Below are 24,161 nucleotides of genomic sequence, written 5' to 3'. Positions count from 1 at the left end.
TGTACCTCGCTGAAATTGTCAGGTACTGACCAGCGGCACACCTGCAAACGGAGTGCCTACTGGCTCTGGAAACACTTCTTCGTCAAAAGCTTTGTCACCCTGCTCATCGGCCACGCCGGTGGCCTGCAAATTCTTGAAGTCGTGCCACTGTGCATCCATCAAGTGCGATGGCACCACGTTTTGCAGCGCCGTGCACATGTTCTCGATGCGGCCCGGATACTTCTTTTCCCACTCGCGCAACATGTCGCCGATCACCTGGCGTTGCAGGTTGTCCTGGCTGCCGCACAGGTTGCACGGAATGATGGGGAACTGGCGGTGCTCGGCCCAGCGCACCAGGTCTTTTTCGGGCACATAAGCCAGCGGGCGGATGACGATGAATTCGCCGTTGTCGCTGGCCAGCTTGGGCGGCATGCCCTTGAGCTTGCCGCCAAAAAACATGTTCAGCATCAAGGTTTGCAGCATGTCGTCGCGGTGGTGGCCCAGGGCAATCTTGTTGCATTTGAGGCGTCGCGCCACGCTGTACAAAATGCCCCGGCGCAGGCGTGAACACAGGCTGCACGTGGTTTTGCCTTCAGGAATTTTGGCTTTGACGATGCTGTAGGTGTCTTGCGTTTCGATATGGTGCTCGATACCCAGCGACTGCAAGTAGTTGGGCAGTACCTCGGCCGGAAAGTCAGGTTGCTTCTGGTCGAGGTTGACCGCCACCAGCTCAAAACGCACTGGCGCGCGCGCTTGCAGCTTCAGCAAAATGTCGAGCAGGCCATAGCTGTCCTTGCCACCTGACAGGCAGACCATGACGCGGTCGCCTTCTTCAATCATGTTGAAGTCGGCAATGGCTTGCCCGACCTGGCGACACAGGCGTTTTTCAAGTTTGAGCGCCTCGCGCACGGCGCGGTCACGCCCTGCCGGGCCTGCGGATATGCTGGCGGCGTGGGCTGTGCTGTCGGGCTCAGTTACAACGGGGCTTTCGGTCATAAGGTGATGTTCCGCAGTCAATCCACCTGCGCGCCAGAGCGCTTGACGATGTGCTCATAGCGGGCGCGCTCGTGCGTCATGAACTGGCCAAATTGCGCGGGTGTGCTGGGCACCGGCTCGGCCATCAGTTGGGCAAAACGCTGCTGTGTCTCGGGCGAGCGCAGGGCATTGCTGAAGGCGCTGCTGAGTTGGGCCAGCGTGTCGGGCGGCGTGGCGGCGGGGGCCACCAGGCCCCACCAAGTGTCGATTTCAAAACCTTTGATGGTTTCGCTCAACGCAGGCACGCCGGGTAACAGTGTCGATCGCTGTGCCGTGGTGACGGCCAGCGCCTTGATTTTCCCAGCCTTGATGTTGGCCGAAGCTGTGGCCAGATTGTCGATGTTGAAGTCCACCTGACCCGCCAGCAAGGCCAGTTGCGCTGGATTACCGCCGCTGAAGGGAATGTGCACGGCAAAAATGCCCGCGCCTTGCTTGAACATCTCGCCCGCCAGATGGCCTGCCGATCCATTGCCGCCCGAGCCGTAGTTGAGCTTGCCGGGGTTTTTCTTGGCATAGGCCACCAGATCGGCCACGGTGTTGATGCGCAGACGCTGCGCCGCTTCGGCGTTCATCACCAGCACGTTGGGCACGCGCACCATTTGCGTGATGGGGGCCAAGTCTTTGGCCGGGTCGTAAGGCAGGCGTTTGAACAGCCAGGGGTTGATGGCCATGGTGGCCACGGCGGCAATGCCGATGGTTTGGCCATCGGGCGTGGCTTTGGCCACCATGCCGACGCCGATGTTGCCGCCCGCACCGGGCTTGTTTTCGACGATGACGGGGCCGCCCAGCGTGTCTTTCAACTGCTCGGCCAGAATGCGCGCCGTGACATCGATGGGGCCGCCTGGCGCGTAGGGCACGATCAGGTGCACCGGGCGCGATTGCGCATGGGCCGAGGCAATGGCCGCCAGCGTGACAAAAGATGCACTCAGGCAAGCGAATGCAAGCGACGCGATGAAGGTTTTGCGTTGAATCATGGCGGCCATTATCGGCGGTTACTGACCGGACGGCGGACGTGTGTCCGGTGCACTGCACATGCACAGGCGCTGCAAGTCACAATACCGTCCCCTCCATGGCTGCGTTGCGTGCCGCGTTTTCACCCAATTTCTTGTCTTGATGATGTTTGATATTAGGTTTTTTGCCCGTCATGGACGGTGGCCAGTCTGGCGTGGTGCGATGGTATGGCTGAGCGCCGGGTTGCTGGTGCTGCTCACGGGTTGCGCTGCCATGGCACCGGTCAATCCACAGATCGCGCAGGTTGCACCTGATGCCGACTATCACCTTGCCCCTTTGCTCAAACGCCAGCAAAGCACCAACAGTCCGGATGCATTGGTGTTGCTGGCCTTTTCAGGCGGCGGCACGCGGGCGGCGGCGCTGTCTTACGGTGTGCTGGAGGAGTTGCGGCGCACATCCATCACGGTCAATGGCAACCCCCACTCTTTGCTGAAAGAGGTGGACTTGATGGCCGGTGTGTCGGGCGGCAGCTTTACGGCGTTGTCTTACGCCTTGTATGGTGAGCGGTTGTTCGATGAATTTGAAGCGCGCTTTTTGAAGCGCAACGTGCAGGCTGAATTGCTGGTGCGCACGTTCAGCCCCACCCGCTGGGGCAAGCTGTGGAGTGCGGGCTATGGCCGCTCAGAGATGGCGGCCGACTATTACGACGAAATCCTGTTCGACGGCGCAACCTATGCCGATTTGCTCAAACGCACGACACCAATTGCCCTGGTCACAGGCACTGAGTTGTCGACCGGCGCACGTTTTGAGTTTTCGCAAAATTATTTTGACTTGATGTGTTCTGACCTCAACGCAGTGCGTCTGGCCCGCGCAGCCGCTACGTCGTCGGCGGTGCCCGTGGTGCTGACGCCTGTGACCTACCGCAATTACGGCGGCAACTGTGGCGCGCACATGCCCAGTTGGCTGCAAGACGTGGCCGATCCCGGCAACCGCGCCCGCCCGGCAGGCCGCGCCTTGCTGCGCGCGCGAGAAATCCGCGACACCAGCGACAGCGCCCAGCGGCCTTATATCCATGTGGTCGATGGCGGCATATCCGACAACCTGGGCTTGCGCGCCATGCTGGAGTCATTCGAGCAACTGGAGGCCAGCCCGCACTTTCGGAGCGAAGTGGGGTTCGATCAGATAAAGCACATCGTCGTGATCGTGGTCAATTCGCGCTCCGAACCAAGTACGAACTGGGACCGCAGCCCCACGCCGCCGGGTCTGACGGCGCAACTGTTTCAGTCGTCCAGTGTGCCGATTGACCACTTTTCGTATGAATCGGTTGAGCTACTGAAAGACATGGCCCAGCGCTGGCGCAACCGGCGTGAGCTGGACATTGCCCACAAACGCCTGGGCGGCATGTCCAAGGCGCAGGCCGAGGCGGCGGTGCCGCTCATCACCTTTGATGCCATTGACGTGAGTTTTGACGCCATCCCCGATGCGGCGGAAAAACGCTATTTCATGGAACTGCCCACCAGTTTTGTGTTGCCGAACGAGGCGGTAGACCGTTTACGTGAACTGGCCGGGCGACTGCTGCGCAACAACCCGGCCTATCAGGCGCTGATGCAGCGCATTGACACCATTGAGCGTGCGCGTACAGGGCTGCCGCAGCCTATGCCACAACCGCAGCCGATGCCATTGCCGCAGGCGTCGGCCAGCCAATGAGCTGTGTCAGGCGGCGTGGGCCTTGTCCGCTTCGGTGGTAAAAGCGTCGGCGTAAAACTCTTCTTCGGGCAGTCCGGCTTGCTGCACATAGTCGGCGCGTGCTGCATCCACCACGATGGGTGCGCCGCAGGCATAAACCTGATGGCCCGACAGGTCGGCAAAGTCTTGCAGTACTGCACGGTGCACAAAGCCGGTGCGGCCGCTCCAGTTATCTTCAGGCAGCGCGTCAGACACTACGGGCACGTAGCGCAGGTGTGGCATCTCGGCCGTGCGCGCTTTGATCCAGTCGTCCATGTACAAATCCTGCGGCCTGCGGCCACCCCAGTACAGCGTGGCATCACGCGTGATACCCATGAACTGCATGTGTTCGATGATGGATTTGATGGGGGCAAAACCCGTGCCAGAGGCCAGCAAGATGATGGGCTTGGGTGAATCGTCGCGCAGGTAAAAGCTGCCGTAAGGCCCTTCAATGCGCAGGATTTCCTTGTCCTTCATGGCGCTGAACACATGGTCGGTGAATTGGCCGCCGGGCATGTGGCGGATGTGCAGATCGACCATGGGTACGCCGCTTTCCACCAGCGTGTGCGGCGCATTGGCCATGCTGTAGCTGCGCCGTGCGCCGTCGCGCAAAACGAATTCGATGTACTGGCCTGCGTGGTACTGAATGACATCGTTGGCAGGCAGTTGCAGGCGCACGTGCATCACGTCGTGCGACAGGCGCTGTAATTGCGCCACGCGTGCAGGCATTTTCTTGATGGGGAAAGCCCCTGCGTGCGTGACCTGGCGCGACTCCAGTACCACATCGCTGGTGGCCGTGCCGCAGCAGGTCAGCACATAACCATCAGCCGCTTCGGTGGCCGACAACGCCTTGTCCTGGTGTGGTCCCATCACCACGGTGCCCGAGAGTTTTTTGCATTTGCACGAACCACAAGCACCGTCTTTGCAGCCATAGGGCAGGCCAATGCCTTGCCGGATGCCGGCAGTCAGCAGGGTTTCGTCAGGCGCGGCTTCATAACTGCGGCCGCTGGGTTGAACGGTGATGGTGTAGGCCATGGCGTGGTTATCCTTGGGGCGTGGGTTGTGTCTATTTTTCGGGAAAGGTCGATTGTGCCCTCTAACCAAACGCCCCTTGGCGCGTTGCCAGCACGCTTCAAACGCGCGCGGGTGCTGGTCGTCGGCTATGGCGATGTGGGGCAGCGCGCTGCGCGCCTGCTGGCACCACGGGTGCGTGTGCTGGCGTTGACCCGCGACACCGAACGCGCGCCCTTGTTGCGCGGCCAGCACGTGCAGCCGCTGGTGGGTGATCTGGATGATGCGATCAGCCTGCGGCGTTTGGCCGGTTTGGCCACGCATGTACTGCATCTGGCACCACCTCCTGCGGTGGGCGAGGGCGATCCGCGCACCGCCGCCTTGCTGCGCGTGCTGGCCCGCCGCACCACGCCTGCGGCGCTGGTGTACGGCTCCACCAGCGGTGTGTATGGCGACTGTGCTGGCGCATGGATTGACGAAACGCGCGCGCTGCGCCCCCAAACCGCCCGCGCACGCCGCCGTGTGACGGCGGAAAAGCACATACGCGGCTTTGGCCGCGCGCATGACGTGCGCATCAGCATCCTGCGCATTCCAGGCATTTACGCGCCTGACCGCGAAGGCGGCACCCCGCGCGCGCGCCTGCTGCGTGGCACCCCCGTGCTGGCGGCTGAAGATGACGTGTTTACCAACCACATCCACGCCGACGATCTGGCCCGTGCCTGCGTGGCCGCGCTGTGGCGCGGAAAACCGCAGCGCGTGGTGCACGTCAACGACGATAGCGACTTGAAGATGGGCGACTATTTCGAGCTGGCTGCCGACCTGTATGGTTTGCCCCGGCCACCGCGCATCAGCCGCGCCGCTGCACAAGAGCAACTGCCCCCCACGCTGCTGTCGTTCATGAGTGAGTCGCGCCGAATGGGCAACACGCGCTTGAAGCGCGAGCTGCGCCTGCGCTTGCGCTATTTCAGCCCAGAAGCTGGATTGCTCTCCAAAAAATAGCTTTTGAGGGTTGCTGCCAAAGAAAAAGGCCGCTGATGCGGCCTTTTTTTCTTGGCGTGTCGCTTGATGTCTGCCATCCAAAGACAAGGATGGTGCCCGGGGCCGGAATCGAACCGGCACGGTGTTGCCACCGGCAGATTTTGAGTCTGCTGCGTCTACCGATTTCGCCACCCGGGCAGCGCGATAGCCAAGCCGCAAATTATGGCACAGTGTGGCGATGAACTATCCGACGATTGAAGACACCGTGGGCCAGACGCCGCTGGTGCGTTTGCAGCGCGTGGGCGCGGCTGACAATGCAGCGCGTGGCAATGTGGTGCTGGCCAAGCTGGAGGGCAACAACCCGGCTGGCTCGGTGAAAGACCGGCCCGCGCTGTCGATGATTCGCCGTGCCCAAGAGCGCGGCGAGATCAAGCCGGGCGACACGTTGATCGAAGCCACCAGCGGCAACACCGGCATTGCGCTGGCGATGGCGGCGGCCATCAAGGGCTACCACATGGTGCTCATCATGCCGGAAGATCTATCGGTAGAGCGCGCCCAGACCATGAAGGCGTTTGGCGCTGAGTTGATCCTTACCCCACGCTCGGGCGGTATGGAATACGCGCGCGATCTGGCCGACAAAATGGTGACGCAGGGCAAGGGCGTCATGCTCGATCAGTTTGCCAACGCAGACAATCCGCGTATCCATTACGAAACCACGGGGCCTGAGCTGTGGGCGCAGACGGGCGGGCGCATTACCCACTTTGTCAGCGCCATGGGCACCACGGGCACCATCACGGGCGTGTCGCGCTATCTGAAAGAGCAGAACCCCAAGGTGCGCATCATTGGTGCGCAGCCAGACGAAGGCTCGCGCATTCCCGGCATCCGCAAATGGCCTGATGAATACCTGCCCAAAATTTACGACCCCAGTGCGGTGGACGAGCTGGTGTTGGTGAGCCAGTTCGACGCCGAAGACATGGCCCGCCGACTGGCCAGCGAAGAAGGTATTTTTGGCGGCATTTCGTCCGGCGGCGCGGCCTGGGTGGCCCAGCGTATTGCCGCCACGGTGCGTGACGCCACCATCGCTTTCGTGGTGTGTGACCGCGGCGACCGTTATTTGTCGACTGGGGTGTTTCCGGTTTGAAAATTTTGATAAAACGGCTTGTATCGCTGGTGCAATAGGCGATAAAGCTATCAAAAACAAAGCAATTAACGAATGCCCGCATGATGGACTGGACCTACTGCCCGCGCTGCGCGACTGAGCTGGCCTTGCTGGCGGCCGAAGAAGATGGTGGCTTGAAAGAGCGCTGGCGCTGCCCGGTCTGCCGCTGGACGCACTGGAACAACCCCACGCCGGTGCTGGCCGCCATTGTCGAGATGGACGATGGCCGCGTGCTGCTGGCGCGCAATGCGGCCTGGCCTGCGAAGATGTTTGCGCTGATCACCGGCTTTATGGAAGCGGGCGAGTCGCCGCAAGAAGGCATCGTGCGCGAGGTCAAGGAAGAAACCAACCTGGACGTGGCATCGCTGAGCCTGGTGGGCGTGTACGACTTTCAGCGGATGAATCAGGTCATCATCGCTTACGACGTACAAGCTACGGGCGAAGTGCGGCTGTCGTCTGAGCTGGTCGATTACCGCCTGTATGCCCTGCATGAGCTGAAATGCTGGCCTGCAGGCACTGGCTATGCGCTGGCCGACTGGCTGCGCGCGCGCGGGCACGAGCCGGTGTTCTTCACAGAAGCCGAAGACGCCGAGCGCCGCCGGGGATTGGAATAAAGCTTCTCCCGAAGCGCCTGCCCCGCGAGCTTCTGAGAAGGAGGGTAGTTGATGCGGCGTGCGTGCTATCAAGCCCACTCAAATCACGGACAATGACACCATGAACATCGCCAAAGAAGTTGACGCGCGCGGGCTGAATTGTCCGCTGCCCATCCTCAAGGCCAAGAAGGCGTTGGCCGAGCTGCAAAGTGGTGATTTACTGAAAGTGTTGTGCACCGACGCCGGTTCGGTGCGCGATTTTCAGGCGTTTGCCCAGCAAACCGGCCACGCGCTGATGGATCAGCAAACCGAGGGCGAGCAGTTCATCCACGTGCTGCGACGGCGCTGATGCGAATGCGGATGCAAGTACGGTCTGCTCTGCGAGCGGCCTGCCCTAATATGGCGGCATGACCGATTTACGCACCCAACTCATTCACCACCCTTACCAGCCGCCCGCCGAATTTGAAGCTCCGCAGCCGGCGGTGCACAAGGCATCGACGGTGTTTTTTCCCAACGTGGCGGCGATGCGCACGCGCGAGTGGAAAGACAAGTCGGCCTACACCTATGGCCTGCACGGTACGCCCACCACCTTCATGCTGGAAGAGCGCATTGCCACGCTGGAAGGCGGCTTGCAATGCCTGCTGGTGCCCAGCGGTCTGGCCGCGCTGGCTAACGTGGCACTGGGTTTGCTGAAGACGGGCGATGAGGTGCTGATGCCCGACAACGCCTACGGCCCCAACAAAACCCTGGCTGAGGGCGAGTTGGCCGCGTTTGGCATCACACACCAGTTTTACGACCCGATGGATGTGACCGATTTGGCCGCGCGCATCAATGAACGCACGCGCCTGGTGTGGCTGGAAGCGGCGGGGTCGGTCACGCTGGAGTTTCCTGATCTGATCGCGCAAGTCAGGCTGTGCCGCGAACGCGGCGTGGTGTGCGCGCTGGACAACACCTGGGGCGCGGGCCTGGCCTTCAACCCGTTTGATCTGGACGGGCAGGGGTTGGGCGTGGACGTGTCGGCCCACGCGCTGACCAAATATCCCAGCGGTGGCGGCGATGTGCTGATGGGCAGCGTCACCACGCGCCAGCAGGCGCTGCACCTGAAGATGAAGCTGTGCCACATGCGCCTGGGCCTGGGCGTGAGCGGCAACGACGCCGAGGCCGTGTTGCGCGCCTTGCCCAGCATGGCCTTGCGTTATCAGGCGCAAGACCAGGCGGCGCGCGCGCTGGTGCGCTGGTGTGCCAGCCAGCCAGCAGTGTTTGCGCAGGTGCTGCACCCGGCCTTGCCCGGCGCGCCCGGCCACGCGCAGTGGCAGCAGGTGTGCGGTGCGGCCGATGCGCGCGGGCAGGGCGCGGCGGCGGGCCTGTTTAGCGTGATGCTGCACGAGCGCTATAGCCAGCAGCAGGTGGATGCCTTTTGCGATGCGCTGCGCTGCTTCAAGATTGGCTACAGCTGGGGCGGGCCGATCAGCCTGGTCATGCCTTACGAGCTGGCCACCATGCGTCAACAATGGCCCGTGCACGTGCAACGCGGCACGCTGGTGCGCTTTTCGCTGGGGCTGGAAGCGGTGGCCGATTTGCAGGCCGATCTGACGCAGGCCATCACCCAGGCGCTGCCGGGCTGAAAGCCTGGTCTTTATTTGCTGGCGGGCGGCGCGGTGGCTGCGCCGGTCGTTGTCGATGGCGGTGCAGCGGCCGAACCCGCGTCGATGTTGTAGGTGGTGGTGGTGGGAAAGGCAAAGCTGGCACCGTGCTGCTGAACGATGTCCCCCATCTTGATCAGCACGTCTTCTTGCACCTGCATGAAGCGGTCCCAGTCGGTGGTTTTGGCATAGCAATACACCAGAATGTCCAGCGTGGACGCGCCATACTTCTGAAACCGCACCAGCAGTGTCTGGTCTTGCGCGATGTCGGGGTGCTGTTGCAGCATGCTGCGCAAGTCGTTGCAAATGGGCCGCACGCGGGCGTAATCGTCATACGTCAGCCCCAGCGTCTGCATGATGCGAAAGTGCTGCATGCGCGAGACGTTTTCCACCACGATGGTGTTGAACAGCGCGTTGGGAATGTACAGCGGCCGCTCCTGAAAATTACGGATGCGCGTCAGCCGCCAGCCAATGTCTTCCACCGTGCCTTCGATTTGCGCATCGGGCGATCGCACCCAGTTGCCCACGCTGAAAGGCTTGTCCAGAAAAATCATCAACCCGCCAAAGAAGTTGGACAGCGTGTCCTTGGCCGCAAAGCCAATGGCGATGCCGCCCACGCCGCCAAAAGCCAGCACGCCACTGATGGAAAAACCCAGCGCTTCCAGCACCATCAGCGCGGCCAGCGCCACCACCGTCACCTGCCCCAGCTTGCCCATGGCCAGGGCGGATTCGGCGTCCATGGGGTGCGCCATCAACTGGGCGTTGGTGGCACCTTGCGTCAGCTTGCGCACCAGGCGCATCAAAAACAGCGCGCCCACCAGCACCACCAGCACCCGCAGCACGGCGGGCCAGTGCGCCCACCCGGGGCCGGGGCGCAAGTTTTGCAGCAACCCGGCTGCCGCCGTCAGCCCTGCGATGCCCGTCAGCAGCAGCACAGGTAACGTGCTGGCGTACAGCAAAGCGCCGCGCCACAGCGAAGGGTGGCCGCTTTCGATGCGCGTCAGGCGGCGCAGCAAGCGCGCCAGCGCCCAGCCAAGCAAGGCGGTGGCCAAGGCGATAGCCAGCAGTTGCAGCAGCCAGATGTGTGGTTCGGGCCAGAGGTGAAAGTAGCGGAGCCAATCACGCATATCAACGCAAGTTCAAATCAGGAATGGCGATGGTCACTGCGGGCGCTTCTACCCAAGAGCGATCAGCAATGGCCAGTTGGGCGTTGGCCTGAGCGTGCTCATGCGGGTTGCGGGTTGCCACGCGAAGGCGACAGCGCCACCTGCATACCCGCCATGTCGGCCAGTTCCGGCGCGTGCAGCGTTTGCGTGGGGAAGGCAAATTCGGCCCCGTGCGCGCTCACGATGTCCATCACCTTCAGCAGCACGTCTTGTTTGACGCGGTGGTACTCGACCCATTTGGTGGTTTGGGTAAAGCAGTACAGCAAAATGTCCAGGCTGGACGCGCCAAAGCTGTCAAAGTGCACGATCTGCGTGGTGTTCTGGTCCAGCTCGGGGTGGGTGCGCACCATTTCGCGGATGGCGTCGCAAATGGCCGTGACTTGCGCCGCGTCGTCGTAGCGGATGCCCAGCGTTTCCTTGATGCGGCGGTTCAGCATGCGCGAGGGGTTTTCCACCGTGATGCTGGCAAAGGCCGAGTTGGGCACGTACAGCGGCCGCTTGTCAAAGGTGCGGATGCGCGTGAGGCGCCAGCCAATTTCTTCCACCGTGCCTTCGATGTCGCGGTCGGGCGAGCGGATCCAGTCGCCTTCCTTGAACGGTTTGTCCCAGTAAATCATCAGGGCGCCGAAAAAGTTGGCCAGCAAGTCCTTGGCTGCAAAACCCACCGCCAGGCCGCCCACGCCGCCGGCCGCCACCAGGCCCGACACCGAAAAGCCCATCGCCTGCATGGCCAGCAGCGCGGCAATCACCGTTACCACCAACCGCAGCAGCTTGCCAATGGCCTTGGTGGTGGTCACGTCGACCGGCTTGCCGCCGCGCCCGTTGTCGAGCAACTGTTTTTCAAAATTGTGGATCAGTCGGAAGACGAACAGCGCCAGAATGGCAATGACTGCCACGCGCCGCACTTCAGGCAAATGGCTGAAGTCCAACCCCGGATGAATGGCCAGCACCAGCCGCGCGGCCACCGACATGCCCAGCACCCACACCAGCAGCCGCAGCGGCAAGCGCGCGGCTTTGAGCAGCGCGTCGTCCCAGTTGGAGGCGGTTTTGGCGGTCACGCGTGCCACCGTGTCCAGCACGCGCATCAGCACAAAGTTCAGGCAAACGGTGACGAACGCAATGCCCAGCAACTGGACAGCCCAGATTTTGAGATCGGTGGAAAGGTGCAGGTAGGGGGTCAAAACATCCATGGGGGTAGAGATGAACTGGCCGAGCATTAGAAAGTCAGCCTGAGCGGTCAGAAAATTGACAGAAAAAGTGGCTTTCGTGCTTGTGTAAAAAGCGATTAAAGCTACTTAATTAATAGCGATTAAATCGTTATCTCAAGCCTTTTGAGCCATGCGAATCGCCAATGAGGCGAGCAAGGTGGAGGATTTTAAGCGGCGAGCATCAACAAGGGTCTGGAGCTTGGGTTTGGGCTGATGGTTCGGGTTGCCCCCAGTTGTCTTGACTTCGATCAATATTACGCTGGGTGCTTGATGAACGTCATCTTTGTGGCGTGCTCTTTTCTTTCGCTTGGAACCACGCCTGCCCTTGCCTATGAATCTACCCCGTCCGTCTGAAGCCACGCCTGCCGAACCACCCGCTGCCAACAGCATCGAGATCAGCACCGAGGCCAGTGCTGCCGCCCCACCTGCCTACCAGCCTTATGAGCCGCCCCAACCCACCGGGCCGCAGGCGGTGATGCAGCCGCTGGGCCTGGGCGATCCACTGCGCTGGCTGCTCAAGGGGGCCAAGGACGGGTTGGCCGCGCCCGTCATTGCGCTGTTTTACGGCGTGTGCTTTTGGTGCATGGCCGCGGTGTTGATCGGGGTGTTTCGCAACAAGCCCGAATACGTGATGTCCATCGCCTCGGGTTGCCTGCTGGTGGGGCCGTTTTTGGCCATGGGTTTGTACGAAGCCAGCCGACGGCGTGAGGCGGGCGTGAGGCCCGCGCTGGGTGCATCGCTGACCTGCTGGGACAAGCATATCCGCAGCATGGGCATGTTGGTGATGGTGCTGATCGTGCTGGAGTTGCTGTGGGGGCGCGCCTCGCTGGTGGTGTTTGCGGTGTTTTTCAACACCGGCATGCCCTCGACGGCGGGAGTACTCGAAGCCATCTTCAACCCCGAAAACATGGAGTTCGTGCTGGTCTACCTGGCCGTGGGGGGCTTGTTTGCCATGCTGGTGTATTCCACCACGGTGGTGTCGATTCCCATGATTTTGGACCGTGACACCGATGCCATCAGCGCGGCGATTACCAGCATTCGGGTGGTGTTTGCCAACCCCATCACCATGCTATGGTGGGGCTTTCTCATCACGCTGCTGATCGCGGTGGCGTTGCTGACTTGGGGCCTTGGCTTGATTGTTGTGGGGCCGTGGCTCGGCCACGCCAGTTGGCATGCTTACCGCGGCACCGTGCGCTGGAGCGAGCCGCCCAGCGCCGCAGCCCCACCACCGGAGGCTTGACCCCTTATGCCCACACCCAATTACGGTTACGAAAAACGCCAGCGCGAGCTGGAAAAAAAGCGCAAGAAAGAAGAAAAAGCCCAGGCCAAGGCCGCACGCAAGGCCGAGCGACCACACGAAGGCGGCGATGCCGTGCCGCCCGACCATGCCGTGACCGATGACGCGGACGGTGCAGGCGATGGCGGTGGGGACGGTGGCGGCGGAGATTAGGCTGCTGCGCCCAGAATCCGCGCCGCCGCCTGTGCCAGCGCGGCGGCTGAACGATCCGCCAGCGGCACCGGCAGTGCACGGTCAAACTGCACAAAATTGCGCCGTGTGGATTGGGCGTAGCCGGGGTCGTAATGGGTGGCCAGCAGGGCGCGCACCACCGCTTGCATTTGTCCCGCCCGGGCCTGTTCTTGCCATTGGCTGACCAGCTCGCGCCCGCGCAGGTTGACCAGGGTGTCCAGCCGCTGGCAGAAAAATTCAGCGTCGCTGACAAAGAACGGGTAGTCTTCCAGCAGCAGGGCCACGCGCTCGTCGTCGGGCAGTTGCAGGTGCAGGCAGGCGCTGGCGCGCATGGCGTTGATCAGTGCGTCGGGCAGGGTCAGGTTGCCTACTTTCTTGCTCTCAGCCTCGACATACACCGGGCGTGCCGGATCAAAGCCGCGCAGGGCATGCCACACGCGCATTTCAAACTGCTTTTGCGACGGCTGCGGTTGCCCCGGAATCATGCCCAGCACCGATGCGCGGTGGCTGGCCAACCCTTCCAGGTCCAGCACCTGCGCACCCGCATCTTGCAGCGCATGCAAAAGCCGCGTTTTACCTGAGCCGGTGGGGCCGCACACCACGCGGTAGTGCAGGCGCTCGGCCTGCGTGGGCAAGTCGGCGCGCATGGCACCCCGAAAGGCTTTGTAGCCGCCCTCGATCAAGGTCACCTTGAAGCCGATTTGCCCCAGCACCAGCGCCAGCGCGCCGCTGCGCTGGCCACCGCGCCAGCAGTACAGCAATGGTTGCCAGTGTTTGGGTTTGTCCAGGCATTCGCGTTCGATGTGGCTGGCGATGTTGCGTGCCACCAGCGCTGCGCCCAGTTTGCGGGCCTCGAACGGGCTGGTCTGCTTGTACAGCGTGCCCACGCGCACCCGCTCGTCATCGTGCAGGCTGGGCCAGTTGATGGCGCTGGGCAGGCGGTCGTGGGCGTATTCGCTTTCGCTGCGCGCGTCGATCACGGCGCTGAACTGCGCCAGATCAGCCAGTGCCTGCGCGCCGGAGATTTTGTGCAGGCTCACTTCAGCAACGGCTCCAACGCAGGCCACACATTGCTCAGGATGATGGGGTGCGCTTCGGCTTTGGGGTGAATGCGGTCGGGCTGGAACAGCTCCAGCGCATCGGGCCGGTCGGCCACGCCTTTGAGCAAAAACGGCACCAGTGCCGCCCCGGTGGCTTTGGCCACCTGGGGAAACAGCGCCTCAAAGCGCTGCCCATAGCTGGCCCCGTAGTTGGGCGGCATTTGCATGCCCACCAGCAGCACCTGGGCACCGGCTTTTTGGGCCGCTTGGGTCATGGCTGTCAGATTGACCGCCGTCATCTCCAGCGACAGGCCGCGCAATGCGTCGTTGCCTCCCAGCTCGATCACCACCACGCCGGGTTGCTCGCGCTCCAGCAGTGCAGGCAATCGCGCCCGCCCGCCTGCTGTGGTGTCGCCTGAGATGCTGGCGTTGACCACCCGAACTGGCGATGGGGGCGATTGGGCGGCGGCCAGTTTTTTTTCCAGTAAGGCCACCCAGCCACTGCCGCGGGCAATGCCGTATTCGGCGCTGAGCGAGTCACCCACCACCAGTATCGATGTTGGGCCATCGGCCAGGCTCAGACTGGGCAATAAAAGCCCGCTCAGGGCCAGGCCCAGTGCGGTGCGGATAATGTGTCGACGAATCAAGAGAAACCTTTCATGACAGAACACGCGTCAGACTTACGGCCCAACGCCTCCCGCCCCTCCATCGTGGCGGTGGAGCATGTCTTTAAATCGGTGACCGACTCCACCGGCACCCTGGATATTCTGCGCGATATCCATTTCAGTCTGGCAGCGCAGGAAACTGTGGCCATCGTTGGTGCCTCCGGCTCGGGCAAAAGCACCTTGCTGTCGATCATTGCGGGGCTGGACACGCCCACGCGCGGCACCGTGCGGTTGGATGGCGAAGACCTGTTTGCCGTGGGCGAAGACCAGCGCGCTGCGTTGCGCGCGCGCAAGGTGGGTTTTGTGTTCCAGAGCTTTCAGCTCATGGGCAACCTGACGGCGCTGGAGAACGTGATGCTACCGCTGGAGCTGGCCGGGCGGCGCGACGCCCGCCAGGCGGCCGCCGACATGCTGGCGCGCGTGGGCCTGGCAGAGCGCTTGGGGCACTACCCCAAAGTGCTGTCAGGTGGCGAGCAGCAGCGTGTGGCGCTGGCGCGCGCCTTCGTCGTTCACCCTGCTGTGCTGCTGGCTGATGAACCCACCGGCAGCCTGGACTTTGCCACCGGCGAAAAGGTGATGGAGCTGATGTTCGAGCTGAACCGTGAGCAAGGCACCACGCTGGTGCTGGTCACGCACGACCGCAGCATTGCCGCGCTGTGCCAGCGCCGCCTGACGGTGGAGGCCGGGCGTATTGCCGAAGACAGCCAGAGCGCGTTGCCTGCGGCGGCGCTGGTGTGAAGCTTTTCAAGTCTGACCGACGTTGGGCGCAACGCCGATAATTCCCGCCATGTCTGCTCCTGCCCGTGTGTTGTTTGGTTTCCATGCCGTGGGCGTGCGCCTGAAGACGGCCCCTGCGTCGGTGATTGAGCTGTACGTCGATCCGTCGCGGCGCGATGCGCGCATGAAGCAGTTTTTAGCCCGCGCGGGTGAAGCTGGTGTGCGCGTGATCGAGGCCGACGCCGCGCGCCTGGCCAAGCTGGCCGGTGGCATGGGCCACCAGGGCGTGGTGGCGCGCGTGCAGACCATTGAAACGGCGCGCTCGCTGGATGATTTGCTCGACGCGCTGGCCGATCCGCCCCTGCTGCTGGTGCTCGACGGTGTGACCGATCCGCACAACCTGGGCGCTTGCCTGCGCGTGGCCGACGGTGCTGGCGTGCACGCGGTGATCGCCCCCAAAGACCACGCAGCGGGCATCAACGCCACTGTGGCCAAGGTGGCCAGCGGCGCAGCCGAGACAGTGCCGTATTTCATGGTCACCAACTTGGCACGCACACTGGGCGAGTTGAAAGAGCGCGACATCTGGGTCATCGGCACCACAGGCGAGGCCGACAAAACGCTGTACCAGATCGATTTGACCACCCCTACCGCCCTGGTACTGGGGGCCGAAGGCCCGGGCATGCGACAGTTGACGCGCAAAACCTGCGATGAGCTGGCGCGCATTCCGATGATGGGTGCGGTGGAAAGTCTGAATGTGTCGGTGGCCAGCGCCGTGGGTTTGTACGAGGCGCGCAGACAGCGCTTGGCGCTGGGTTGATTGCTGCTGAACAATTGCGACTCAATAGGCAGCTTGATGTGCTGGTGCAGCGCGCTTTGAAGCGCGCATTGACCTACTGAAATATGGCGTCGGTGGTGCGGTTTTTAGCGCCCGCTGCCGCCCGCCAGTGGGGCGGGTTTGCGGCGGTACATGTCGGCGTCAGCGTGGGCGATCAGTGCGCGCGCGGTGGTGGCGTCGTGCGGGCAGGTGGCCACGCCCAGGGCGGCACCCAGTTGGGACAATTGCGGCGCATGGGAAGGCACCGAATACAGGGGTTCGCGCAGCGCGGCTTCGAGCGCGCCGCGCACGGCCTCGGCGTCGTCGGGGCTGCGGATGCGGTTGAGCAGCACCACGAATTCATCGCCCGCGTAACGGCCGACATGATCGTCGGCGCGCAGGCTGGTGCGCAGGCGCTGGGCCAGCTCGATCAGCACGGCATCACCCACGGCGTGACCCAGGATGTCGTTGATGGCCTTGAACCGGTTCAGGTCGACAAACAGCAGGCCAAACGGGTGAGGATCGCTGCCATCGTGAAATTGTTGTAAGCGGCTGTCCAATGTGCGCAAAAAGGCGTCGCGGTTGGCCAGGCCCGTCAGTGCATCGGTTTGCAGCCGGATCTGCATGTCGTTCAGGCTGCGGGCCAGCACGCCCAGCTCGTCACGGCGCGCCACCGGCAGCGGCGGCGGCGGCTGGCCTTGCCCCACCATTTGGGCCGAGCTGACGAACTGGCCCAGCGTGCGGCCCACCACTTGCAATATCCCCCAGCCCAGCGCCAGCGCGCACAGCGCGGCCAGCATCGACAGCATGGCCGATTGGCGCGCACTGCGGTCGATGGCGGCCATGAAGTCGCTGCGCGGCACCATCACCAGCACCCACCAGTCAAGCCCGGCCTCGTCGCGCAACTGGGTGTAGCCCACGTGCATGGTTTGACCGCTGGCGGACTGAAAAGTGGTGGTCAGGGCCTCGCCCGTGGGCAGGTGGCTGATGCGCGGGCGCACCGCCTCGAAAGTGGCCCCGGCCAGCGGATTGCCCACATCGCGGGCAAACAGGCGCACCAGTTGGCCGTCATTGCGGTGCGCCAGCGGGCTGCCTTCCGAGATGCCGACCAGATGACCATCCGGCTCGACCACCATGGCCAGCGCGTGGGGGCGAATCTCCAGCCCGCTTAAAAAATCGCTCACCCGCTGCAAGGGCAAATCGGTGGCGACCACGCCATCGGCTTGCTGCCCGCCGCTGGTCACCCGGCGCACAAAGGTAGTGACCAGCTCGTGTGAGCGAAAGTCGATGTAAATGGGCGACCAGGTGTTGTGTTCGGCCTGCAAACCCAGCTTGAACCAGGGGCGCTGGCGCGGCTCGAACATCTGCGCTTCGGTTTGTGCCGGGCCGAGTGCGCCGCGAATGCCTTTGAAGTCGTGCAAGGCGCGTGCCGTATCGCCAGTCAGGCGCAGACGCAGCTCGGCCGAATCGTCGGCGTGGCGCATCAGGCCGAAAAAACGCCCTTGTGTGTCGCCGTAATAGGCGTAGTTGTGCGGGGTGCGGTGGATGCTGGTGGCGATCCAGAAGCGTTCGCGCAGCTCGGCGATGTCGGCCGCGTCGTAGCGCTGCGGCGCACGCACGCCAACGGGAAAGGCCGCTTCCAGTACGCCCTTGGCGCCGGTGATGTGTTCTTTGGTGGCCAGTGCAATGCGCAAAGCGGTTTCGCGCAGCAACTGGTTCGACAAATCGTCCACCGCCCGCTGGCCCGAGCGGTAGGCCAGCGCGCCAATGACCAGTGCCACGGCCAGCACCAGCAGCAGGTAAGGCACAGTGAGCAACTGGCGCAGCGTGAGCCATGGGCCAGGCGTGCGCTTGCGCAGCAGCGTCAGCATGGGCCGCCTGCGCTGAAACGCCTGTTGACCAAAGCCGCCCGCAAGGCGTGGCAGGGCCTGAAAAACCCGAAAGCCGAGGGGTGCATGGTGTATTTTGGCTAATGATTTAGAGCTACTACAGTTGGCAGCGTATCAAAAGGTCAGGCATTTGTACGCATTTTTTGTGGCGATGGCCACAGGTTTGCCAACTTCGTCACAAGCCAGATATTGAGAAGCAGCGTAATTTCACAGGTAAAAACTGGCTTTATTACCGGTAAAATCATCTTATAGAGCTATTATTTGTATAGCTTTTTTTGGTGTGGCTTTTGTTGAAGAGAAAAGGGCGCTTCAGCGCAGCAACAGGGCCTTTTTCTGCGCCAAAGCCTCTGCTCTGCATACCTATCACATGCACAAATACATGCTTAAAGTGTACTTTTAGTATCGATAAAGGTGCTGCTCAGGCACATCCAGTGGGCGTCGATACATTGACCATCCACGGCGTGCCAAAACGGTCGGTGACCATGCCAAAACCGGGCGACCAGAAGGTGGCCGCAAACGGCATGGTGACGGTGCCGCCTTGGGCCAAGGCGTCGAACACGCGGCGGCCTTCGGCGTCTGATTCGACGCCAATTGACACCCACAACCCCTGGGGCTTTTGGTAAGCACCAGCCCACTCATTGGCGTCTTGCCCTGGCAGGGCGGGCATGGTGTCAGACCCCATGATGGCCTGCGCGCCCACCTGCATGTGCACGTGCATCACGCGCTGGCGGGCTGACTTGGGCAGTGGTGGCATGCCGGGCTGCGGCGGCATCTCGCCAAAGGTGGATTGGTGCACGATCTGGCCACCCAACACCTGGGCATAAAAGGCAAATGCCTCGGCGCAGTCGCCATCAAAGTTGAGGTAGGGTGAAAATTGCATGCTGTACTCCTGAAAAAATGTGCGCCGCGCATCCTCGGATGACCCAAGGGCGAGGCCGGATTGTCGTTGCAAACTGGATTTGAAATTTGTCTTCACTCACTCCCGCTCCCATGACCACTCTTAATCCGGACGAAGAGGCGCTGGCCCAGGCCCGCCAGGCGGTGCACGCAGCATCGCGCATTGCCGTGCTGACGGGTGCAGGCGTCAGCGCCGAATCGGGCGTGCCCACTTTTCGTGATGCCCAAAGCGGGCTGTGGGCCAGCTTCAAACCCGAAGACCTGGCCACTGAAGACGCCTTTCGCAGCCACCCTGAACGGGTCTGGAACTGGTACGCCGAGCGGCGCAGCCGTTTGCAACACGTGCAGCCCAATGCCGGGCATGTGGCACTGGCCGATTTTCAGCAACGCCACCCTGGGCGGTTGACCCTGATCACGCAAAACGTCGATGGCCTGCACCAGCGTGCGGGCAGCACCGACGTGCTGGCGTTGCACGGCAGCATCGCCGATGACCGCTGGCTCGACCCTTGCGCGCTGGCTCGTCGCCCGCAAGATGCCTGCTCGGTCACGGTGGCCCAGCCCGGTCAGCCGCCGCAGTGCGCTGAATGCGGCAACCTGCTGCGCCCGGACGTGGTGTGGTTTGGCGAAATGTTGCCTGCCGAGGCCCTGCGTGCGGCCGAATACGCTGCCCTGCGCTGCCAGGTGATGCTGGTGGTGGGCACATCGGGTGCGGTGTACCCGGCGGCGGGGCTGGCGCACACGGCGCGCCAGGCGGGCGCGCAGGTGTGGGTGCTCAATCCCCATCCGAGCGAGCTGGACGAAGTGGCCCACGGTTTTTTGCGCGGCCCAGCGGCCGAATACCTGCCTTTGATTTTTGGAGAAGATGATTGATGACACCTTTGAGCAAGGCGCTGTGCGTCGCAACCACTGGCACCGCACTGCTGCTGATGACGGCCTGCACACAAGAGCAGCAAAACCAGTTATCGCGCGGCATGCAGAACTGGACGGGCACCAATGGCGTGCTGGAAATTTATGCGGGCGACAAACTGGTGCGGCGCTTTTTGCGCATCGACAAGATCAGCACCGCGCTGGGCACCGGCGATGGCGCGGCGCGCGCCTACCGCTATGGTTATGGCGTGCTGGACGCCAATCTGAACATGCAGGTTGATGCGGGGGAGAAGAAGGTGTATTTCGAGATCAGCGACTACACCAATGCGGTGTTTTTTGAAAACCCAGGGTAAAAGGCCCACCCTAGGCTTCACGGGCGTTGCCACGTTGCGCCATCCCCCTCAAGGGGGCGCTGCCACTGCCACGGTGGTCACTGGTTTGGCCTGCGGTACGGTCATCTGATTTCGTCTGCCCCTCGGAGAGAGGGTTGGGGTGAGTGCGGTGCCCACCCATGCCAGGCGCAAGATTCAAGTCACACCCAGCCCAGCATGCCCAGCGCCACACCGGCGGCGATGATCCACAGCAGGTGCAGCTTGGTGCGCCACACCAGCAGCGCGGCCACGGCGGTCAGCAGCCACAGCGGCCAGTCGCGCGCGGGGTCGTTGTGCGCCACTGTCAGCAGCCAGCCCGCTGCGATCAGCAGCGCCACCACGATCGGGGCCATGCCCGCCTTGAAGGCACGCACCGAGCGCCGCTGCCGGTTGCGGTGCGCCCAGCGGGTGGCCAGATACGTGACCACGCTCGAAGGCAGCAGCATGCCCAGCATGGTCAGGCTCATGCCCAGAAAGGCCAACCCATAGGCAGGCCAGCCACCCGCATGGCCACCCCCGGCGTTCAGGCCCACGCCCCAGCCCATCAGCGCCACAAACAGCACGTTAGGGCCGGGCGAGGCCTGGGCGATGGCGATGGCCGATGAAAACTGCGGATCGGTCATCCACTGGCGCTCGCCCACCAGATAGCGGTGCATGTCGGGTGCGGTGGTGATGGCCCCGCCCACGGCCAGCAGCGACAGCGACGCAAAGTGCACCAGCAGGGCCAGCCAGTCCGCTGAGGTGAGGGTGATGCTCAGGCTCATCATGGTTGGGGTGTCTGGCCAGAATCAGGATCGGTAGCGGCCGTGGCCGCTTCAGGCGGGGAGGGCTGGGCGGGCGGCGCAGTGCCCAGGCACCACCAGGCCCACACGCAGGCCGGGCCGCCCACGATCAGCAAAGCCCAGGCCAGCGGCAGCCGCCACAGGGCCACCACACCAAACGTGGCCAGCGCCAGCACGGCGCAGGCGGTGGTGCCCATGACGTTGGTGCGCAGTGCGCTGATGAGCTTGATGCCAGTGGCCATGATCAGCCCCGCTGCCACTGCACCCATGCCGCGCAGCGCGCCCTGAGCCACCGGATGGTCGGCCACGGTGGCGAACGCCGTGGCCATGGCCAGCACGATCATGGTGGGAAAAAGCAACATGCCCGAGATGGCGGCAATGGCCCCCGACAGGCCAAAGCTGCGGTCACCGACCATCATCGACAGGTTGGCCACGTTGGGGCCGGGCATGATTTGCGCTACCGCCCAGTCTTCGATGAACTGCTCGCGCGTCATCCAGCATTTTTTCTCCACCATCTCGCGCTGCACCACGGCCAGCACGCCGCCAAAGCCCTGCAAGGCCAGCCAGGTGAACGACCAGAACAAATCAGCCCGCGAGCGCGGGGCGTTGAGTGGGGCGGCGTCTGCTGCGGGTGCAACCGTAGTCGCAGTGGCCGCCGCTGCGGGGCAAGGGGGGTCAGAAGGCATGACAGACTTGGTTGCTATTGTTTTTGTATCTGTTGGCGCTTGATTGGTAAGCGCTGGACTGCGACGGTTAGCCAATGGGTTGTTTGTTGGCATGCCGGGGGCGTTCAACCTGTGGCGGGCGGCAGAATGTCTTGCACCCGTTCGGCAGGGCGCGCCAGCCGTGTGCCCAGCGGGCTGACGACGATGGGCCGCTCGATCAGCACCGGGGTGGCCGACAAGGCTTGCGCCAGTTGGTCGTCACTGAGCTGGGGGTTGTCCAGCCCCTGCGCCAGGTATTCGGGCTGCTTGGTGCGGATCAGGCGGCGCAGCGGCTCGCCCGTGGCGCATGCCAGGGCTTTCAGCTCGTCAGCCGTGGGCGGCGTTTTCAGGTATTCGATGATGTGCGGCTCCACCCCCGCATCGCGGATGGCGGCCAGCACCTTGCGCGAGGTGCTGCATTGGGGGTTGTGATAGATGGTGGTGGTGCGCATGATGGCCATAAAAAACGGATGGATGCAGCCATTGTGCATATCCATCCGTCATGCTGGAGTCGCCTTGGCTCAAAGTCCTTGGATGCGCCCAGAGTACTCCTCTTTGGAAGGTCTTGGATCAGGTTGCAGGTGTCTCATTCCATTTCCAGATCAACAGTGCACTTTGTCGGCTCAGCTTGCCGTATGCCAGTACTGTCTGCGCTTCGCCTTCGCGTTCACTATTGATCCGGAAATGGAATAAGAGCGTGTCAAAGTCTCTGCGCGGGTGTGTGGGCGCGGCCCCGGGCGGTCTGCTGCGTTGCCAATCCTCGCGATACCGCCAAGTATCGCTGCGGTTTACGCCTTGCAGCCCATCCCGATCCGCATTCCACACCCCTGACGCTCAGACGTTGAACACGCTCTCAAGGCGCAGCCATCACCTGCTGGAAAAAGCTGCGCACGGCCACGGCGCAAAACGGCGGCACCAGGCTGCCGTGATAAGCGCTCAATACCGCCTGGGCGGCGCTGGCACTGTCACTGCCCGTGGCTGCGGTGGCCTGCACGGTCTGCGCAAAGGCGGTGGCCAGGGTGTCGCCCACGGTGCTGGCGTCTTCGACGTTCATGCGTGTGACCACGCCGGGCGCGGCAGCTTCAAAGTAGGTGGTGGCCGCCGTGCTGTTGCTGCCGAACACCACCGGGTCTTGCGCGCCGTAGCACAAGGCCATGGGGCGGGTGGGCGTCCAGTTCAGCAGATCGTTGCGCGCGGCGGCGGCCCACAGGGGGTGCGCGGCATCGGCCAGCGCTGCTTGCCGGTAGCTGGTGCGGATCAGGTTGGGCGTGCCGATACCGGCGGCGAATACCGCATCCATGGCGGTGCCGGTGACCAGCGGATCGCTGTCGAACAGGTAAGGGGCCAGTTGGCCGGTTTGCAGCAGCTCGGCGGTCGATGTGGTGGAAGGCAGCACGCCTTCGCTGGCGCTGGCATAGGCCGCCTCGTAAGCGTCGCTGGGCTGGCTGTAGAGGTTGCCGTAAGCCTGCTGCCAACTGGTCATCAGCAAGGGTGTGAATGCCGTGGCCCCCAGGTTGACGCCGCCGCTGAACACGGTGCGCAGCATGCTCGACAGCGCATATGGCCCCGACATCGGCCCCGAGGCGGTGAGCGCAAATTCAGCGCCGTAGCTGCCCGATTCGATGGCACGCGCCGTGGCCATGGCGACGTGCCCGCCTTGCGAATAACCGCTGACCAGCAGCTGGCCAGAATCGGTAATGCCCAGGCCTGCAAAGCTGGTGCGGGCGGCGCGCAAGGCGTCCAGCATGTCGCTCGATTGCTGCTCGGCATTCAGGTAGGGGTGCACACCGGCGGTGGACGCGCCATAACCGACGTAATTGGGGGCCACCACGATAAAGCCCTGGCTGGCAAACATGGCCATCACCAGCGCTGCCTCGCCATTTTGTGGGCTGGCCAGGTTGTAGTTGCGGTCAGCGGAAGTGCCGTGCGCGTACAGCAGCACCGGGCGCGCGCCAGTGCAGGCGGCATCGCTGCCTTGCGGCAGCATCACGGCGGTGGTGCCGTTGGTAGAAGCGCCTTGGCCGTCGATGGTGCTGTATTCGATAGAAGCTAAACGCACGCCACAGTTTGGTGCGCCGCCGAGCGCCATCAACTGGATGCCCGAAGCACTGGCACCCAGTGCGGCTTGCACATCGGCGGCGCTGGCGAAGTTGGCCGTGACCGTGGGGCCGCTGAGCACGTCGCCGCGCGTGGCGGCGGTGATGCCATCGTCGTCATCGCCACCATCGCCGCCGCAGGCGGCCAGGCCCAGGGTGAGCGCGGCCAGCGTGGCCCAAGTCCATGATGGGTGCATGAATAGTCTCCTCGTAAGGCGTAATGAGTGATGCGTAATGGGGGCAGGGGCCGCGCCCGGTGCGCAGGCCCTCGCGTGCAAATCCTAGGGAAGGTCTGCACAACCCCCGCTGCAGGGCGAGGTGGCGCGTGAATGTTCACATGGCGAAACGAGCGTTGAATTTCTCATCGTTTTGCGCTGTTTTTGGTTCGCTTGACCCTGATTTT

General features: G+C 63.1%; 25 protein-coding genes and 1 tRNA gene. 12 read left to right on the top strand and 14 right to left on the bottom strand.

Going from position 1 to position 24,161, the window contains the following annotated elements:
- Positions 1-18: 18 nt before the first annotated feature.
- Positions 19-975: a tRNA 2-thiocytidine(32) synthetase TtcA gene (ttcA, locus tag ACK5NW_RS12425; protein WP_416928503.1), complete on the bottom strand. Its 957-nt coding sequence runs from the start codon at positions 973-975 to the stop codon at positions 19-21.
- A gap of 17 nt (positions 976-992) precedes the next feature.
- A complete protein-coding gene (locus ACK5NW_RS12420) occupies positions 993-1,997 on the bottom strand; it encodes a Bug family tripartite tricarboxylate transporter substrate binding protein (protein WP_416928501.1) in 1,005 nt (334 codons plus the stop codon).
- Between the two features lie 190 nt (positions 1,998-2,187).
- Here ACK5NW_RS12420 and ACK5NW_RS12415 point away from each other — a divergent pair, with 190 nt between their 5' ends.
- Positions 2,188-3,672, top strand: a complete 1,485-nt coding sequence (locus ACK5NW_RS12415; protein ID WP_416928499.1) for a patatin-like phospholipase family protein — start codon at positions 2,188-2,190, stop codon at positions 3,670-3,672.
- Positions 3,673-3,678: 6 nt separating this feature from the next.
- Here ACK5NW_RS12415 and ACK5NW_RS12410 read toward each other — a convergent pair whose 3' ends face one another.
- A complete protein-coding gene (locus ACK5NW_RS12410) occupies positions 3,679-4,725 on the bottom strand; it encodes a CDP-6-deoxy-delta-3,4-glucoseen reductase (protein WP_416928497.1) in 1,047 nt (348 codons plus the stop codon).
- Between the two features lie 54 nt (positions 4,726-4,779).
- Between ACK5NW_RS12410 and ACK5NW_RS12405 the strand changes: the two genes are divergently transcribed.
- Positions 4,780-5,700 carry an NAD-dependent epimerase/dehydratase family protein gene (locus ACK5NW_RS12405; RefSeq protein ID WP_416928495.1) on the top strand — a complete coding sequence of 307 codons (921 nt, stop codon included), beginning with the start codon at positions 4,780-4,782 and terminating at the stop codon, positions 5,698-5,700.
- 90 nt (positions 5,701-5,790) lie between these two features.
- Here the strand turns inward: ACK5NW_RS12405 and ACK5NW_RS12400 are convergent.
- A tRNA-Leu gene (locus ACK5NW_RS12400) sits at positions 5,791-5,877 on the bottom strand.
- A gap of 40 nt (positions 5,878-5,917) precedes the next feature.
- Between ACK5NW_RS12400 and cysM the strand changes: the two genes are divergently transcribed.
- The 4 genes from cysM to ACK5NW_RS12380 all read left to right on the top strand — a co-directional run bounded on the left by cysM (position 5,918) and on the right by ACK5NW_RS12380 (position 9,056).
- Positions 5,918-6,820 carry a cysteine synthase CysM gene (gene cysM, locus ACK5NW_RS12395; protein WP_416928493.1) on the top strand — a complete coding sequence of 301 codons (903 nt, stop codon included), beginning with the start codon at positions 5,918-5,920 and terminating at the stop codon, positions 6,818-6,820.
- Positions 6,821-6,900: 80 nt separating this feature from the next.
- On the top strand, positions 6,901-7,452 hold the full coding sequence (locus ACK5NW_RS12390; protein ID WP_416928491.1) for an NUDIX domain-containing protein: 552 nt from the start codon (positions 6,901-6,903) through the stop codon (positions 7,450-7,452).
- A gap of 100 nt (positions 7,453-7,552) precedes the next feature.
- Positions 7,553-7,780, top strand: a complete 228-nt coding sequence (locus tag ACK5NW_RS12385) for a sulfurtransferase TusA family protein (RefSeq protein ID WP_416928489.1) — start codon at positions 7,553-7,555, stop codon at positions 7,778-7,780.
- A gap of 58 nt (positions 7,781-7,838) precedes the next feature.
- Complete coding sequence (locus tag ACK5NW_RS12380) at positions 7,839-9,056, top strand: PLP-dependent transferase (RefSeq protein WP_416928487.1); 1,218 nt, start codon at positions 7,839-7,841, stop codon at positions 9,054-9,056.
- Between the two features lie 11 nt (positions 9,057-9,067).
- Here ACK5NW_RS12380 and ACK5NW_RS12375 read toward each other — a convergent pair whose 3' ends face one another.
- Positions 9,068-10,201: a mechanosensitive ion channel family protein gene (locus ACK5NW_RS12375; protein ID WP_416928485.1), complete on the bottom strand. Its 1,134-nt coding sequence runs from the start codon at positions 10,199-10,201 to the stop codon at positions 9,068-9,070.
- Positions 10,202-10,299: 98 nt separating this feature from the next.
- Positions 10,300-11,430: a mechanosensitive ion channel family protein gene (locus tag ACK5NW_RS12370; protein WP_416928483.1), complete on the bottom strand. Its 1,131-nt coding sequence runs from the start codon at positions 11,428-11,430 to the stop codon at positions 10,300-10,302.
- A 493-nt stretch (positions 11,431-11,923) separates the two neighbouring features.
- On the opposite strand from ACK5NW_RS12370, the gene ACK5NW_RS12365 reads away from it, so the two are divergent.
- Together ACK5NW_RS12365 and ACK5NW_RS12360 are read left to right on the top strand one after the other, a co-directional pair.
- Positions 11,924-12,688 carry a DUF2189 domain-containing protein gene (locus tag ACK5NW_RS12365; protein ID WP_416928613.1) on the top strand — a complete coding sequence of 255 codons (765 nt, stop codon included), beginning with the start codon at positions 11,924-11,926 and terminating at the stop codon, positions 12,686-12,688.
- A gap of 6 nt (positions 12,689-12,694) precedes the next feature.
- Positions 12,695-12,898, top strand: a complete 204-nt coding sequence (locus ACK5NW_RS12360; RefSeq protein ID WP_416928481.1) for a hypothetical protein — start codon at positions 12,695-12,697, stop codon at positions 12,896-12,898.
- Here ACK5NW_RS12360 and mnmH read toward each other — a convergent pair.
- Both mnmH and ACK5NW_RS12350 read right to left on the bottom strand, forming a co-directional pair.
- Positions 12,895-13,956: a tRNA 2-selenouridine(34) synthase MnmH gene (gene mnmH / locus ACK5NW_RS12355; protein ID WP_416928479.1), complete on the bottom strand. Its 1,062-nt coding sequence runs from the start codon at positions 13,954-13,956 to the stop codon at positions 12,895-12,897. The genes ACK5NW_RS12360 and mnmH overlap by 4 nt on opposite strands.
- Complete coding sequence (locus ACK5NW_RS12350; protein ID WP_416928477.1) at positions 13,953-14,603, bottom strand: arylesterase; 651 nt, start codon at positions 14,601-14,603, stop codon at positions 13,953-13,955. The genes mnmH and ACK5NW_RS12350 overlap by 4 nt, the downstream gene beginning before the upstream one ends.
- Positions 14,604-14,615: 12 nt before the next feature.
- Here ACK5NW_RS12350 and ACK5NW_RS12345 point away from each other — a divergent pair, with 12 nt between their 5' ends.
- Both ACK5NW_RS12345 and rlmB read left to right on the top strand, forming a co-directional pair.
- Positions 14,616-15,359 carry an ABC transporter ATP-binding protein gene (locus ACK5NW_RS12345; protein WP_416928475.1) on the top strand — a complete coding sequence of 248 codons (744 nt, stop codon included), beginning with the start codon at positions 14,616-14,618 and terminating at the stop codon, positions 15,357-15,359.
- Between the two features lie 49 nt (positions 15,360-15,408).
- Entirely contained in the window at positions 15,409-16,155 is a 747-nt protein-coding gene (rlmB, locus tag ACK5NW_RS12340) for a 23S rRNA (guanosine(2251)-2'-O)-methyltransferase RlmB (RefSeq protein ID WP_416928473.1), read from the top strand.
- A 104-nt stretch (positions 16,156-16,259) separates the two neighbouring features.
- Here the strand turns inward: rlmB and ACK5NW_RS12335 are convergent, their stop codons facing one another.
- Complete coding sequence (locus tag ACK5NW_RS12335) at positions 16,260-18,023, bottom strand: diguanylate cyclase domain-containing protein (protein WP_416928471.1); 1,764 nt, start codon at positions 18,021-18,023, stop codon at positions 16,260-16,262.
- Between the two features lie 436 nt (positions 18,024-18,459).
- Positions 18,460-18,921 (bottom strand): VOC family protein, encoded by a 462-nt coding sequence (locus tag ACK5NW_RS12330; RefSeq protein WP_416928469.1) that lies wholly within the window; start codon positions 18,919-18,921, stop codon positions 18,460-18,462.
- 110 nt (positions 18,922-19,031) lie between these two features.
- Between ACK5NW_RS12330 and ACK5NW_RS12325 the strand changes: the two genes are divergently transcribed.
- On the top strand, positions 19,032-19,808 hold the full coding sequence (locus ACK5NW_RS12325) for an SIR2 family NAD-dependent protein deacylase (protein ID WP_416928467.1): 777 nt from the start codon (positions 19,032-19,034) through the stop codon (positions 19,806-19,808).
- Positions 19,808-20,158 (top strand): hypothetical protein, encoded by a 351-nt coding sequence (locus ACK5NW_RS12320; protein WP_416928465.1) that lies wholly within the window; start codon positions 19,808-19,810, stop codon positions 20,156-20,158. The genes ACK5NW_RS12325 and ACK5NW_RS12320 overlap by 1 nt, the downstream gene beginning before the upstream one ends.
- A gap of 179 nt (positions 20,159-20,337) precedes the next feature.
- Here the strand turns inward: ACK5NW_RS12320 and ACK5NW_RS12315 are convergent, their stop codons facing one another.
- The 4 genes from ACK5NW_RS12315 to ACK5NW_RS12300 form a co-directional block, all read right to left on the bottom strand.
- Positions 20,338-20,943, bottom strand: a complete 606-nt coding sequence (locus ACK5NW_RS12315) for a chromate transporter (protein WP_416928463.1) — start codon at positions 20,941-20,943, stop codon at positions 20,338-20,340.
- The gene (locus tag ACK5NW_RS12310) at positions 20,940-21,644 is read right to left on the bottom strand and encodes a chromate transporter (RefSeq protein WP_416928461.1); all 705 of its coding nucleotides are present in this window, start codon (positions 21,642-21,644) and stop codon (positions 20,940-20,942) included. The genes ACK5NW_RS12315 and ACK5NW_RS12310 overlap by 4 nt, the downstream gene beginning before the upstream one ends.
- A gap of 104 nt (positions 21,645-21,748) precedes the next feature.
- Entirely contained in the window at positions 21,749-22,114 is a 366-nt protein-coding gene (gene arsC, locus ACK5NW_RS12305) for an arsenate reductase (glutaredoxin) (RefSeq protein ID WP_416928459.1), read from the bottom strand.
- Between the two features lie 401 nt (positions 22,115-22,515).
- Positions 22,516-23,955 (bottom strand): alpha/beta hydrolase family protein, encoded by a 1,440-nt coding sequence (locus ACK5NW_RS12300; protein ID WP_416928457.1) that lies wholly within the window; start codon positions 23,953-23,955, stop codon positions 22,516-22,518.
- Positions 23,956-24,161 lie beyond the last annotated feature (206 nt).

Source organism: Ottowia sp. (genome assembly GCF_047975795.1).
GTDB lineage: Bacteria > Pseudomonadota > Gammaproteobacteria > Burkholderiales > Burkholderiaceae_C > Ottowia.
The sequence above is the reverse complement of the archived record's forward strand: the minus strand, read 5'-3'. Positions and strand labels throughout refer to the sequence as shown.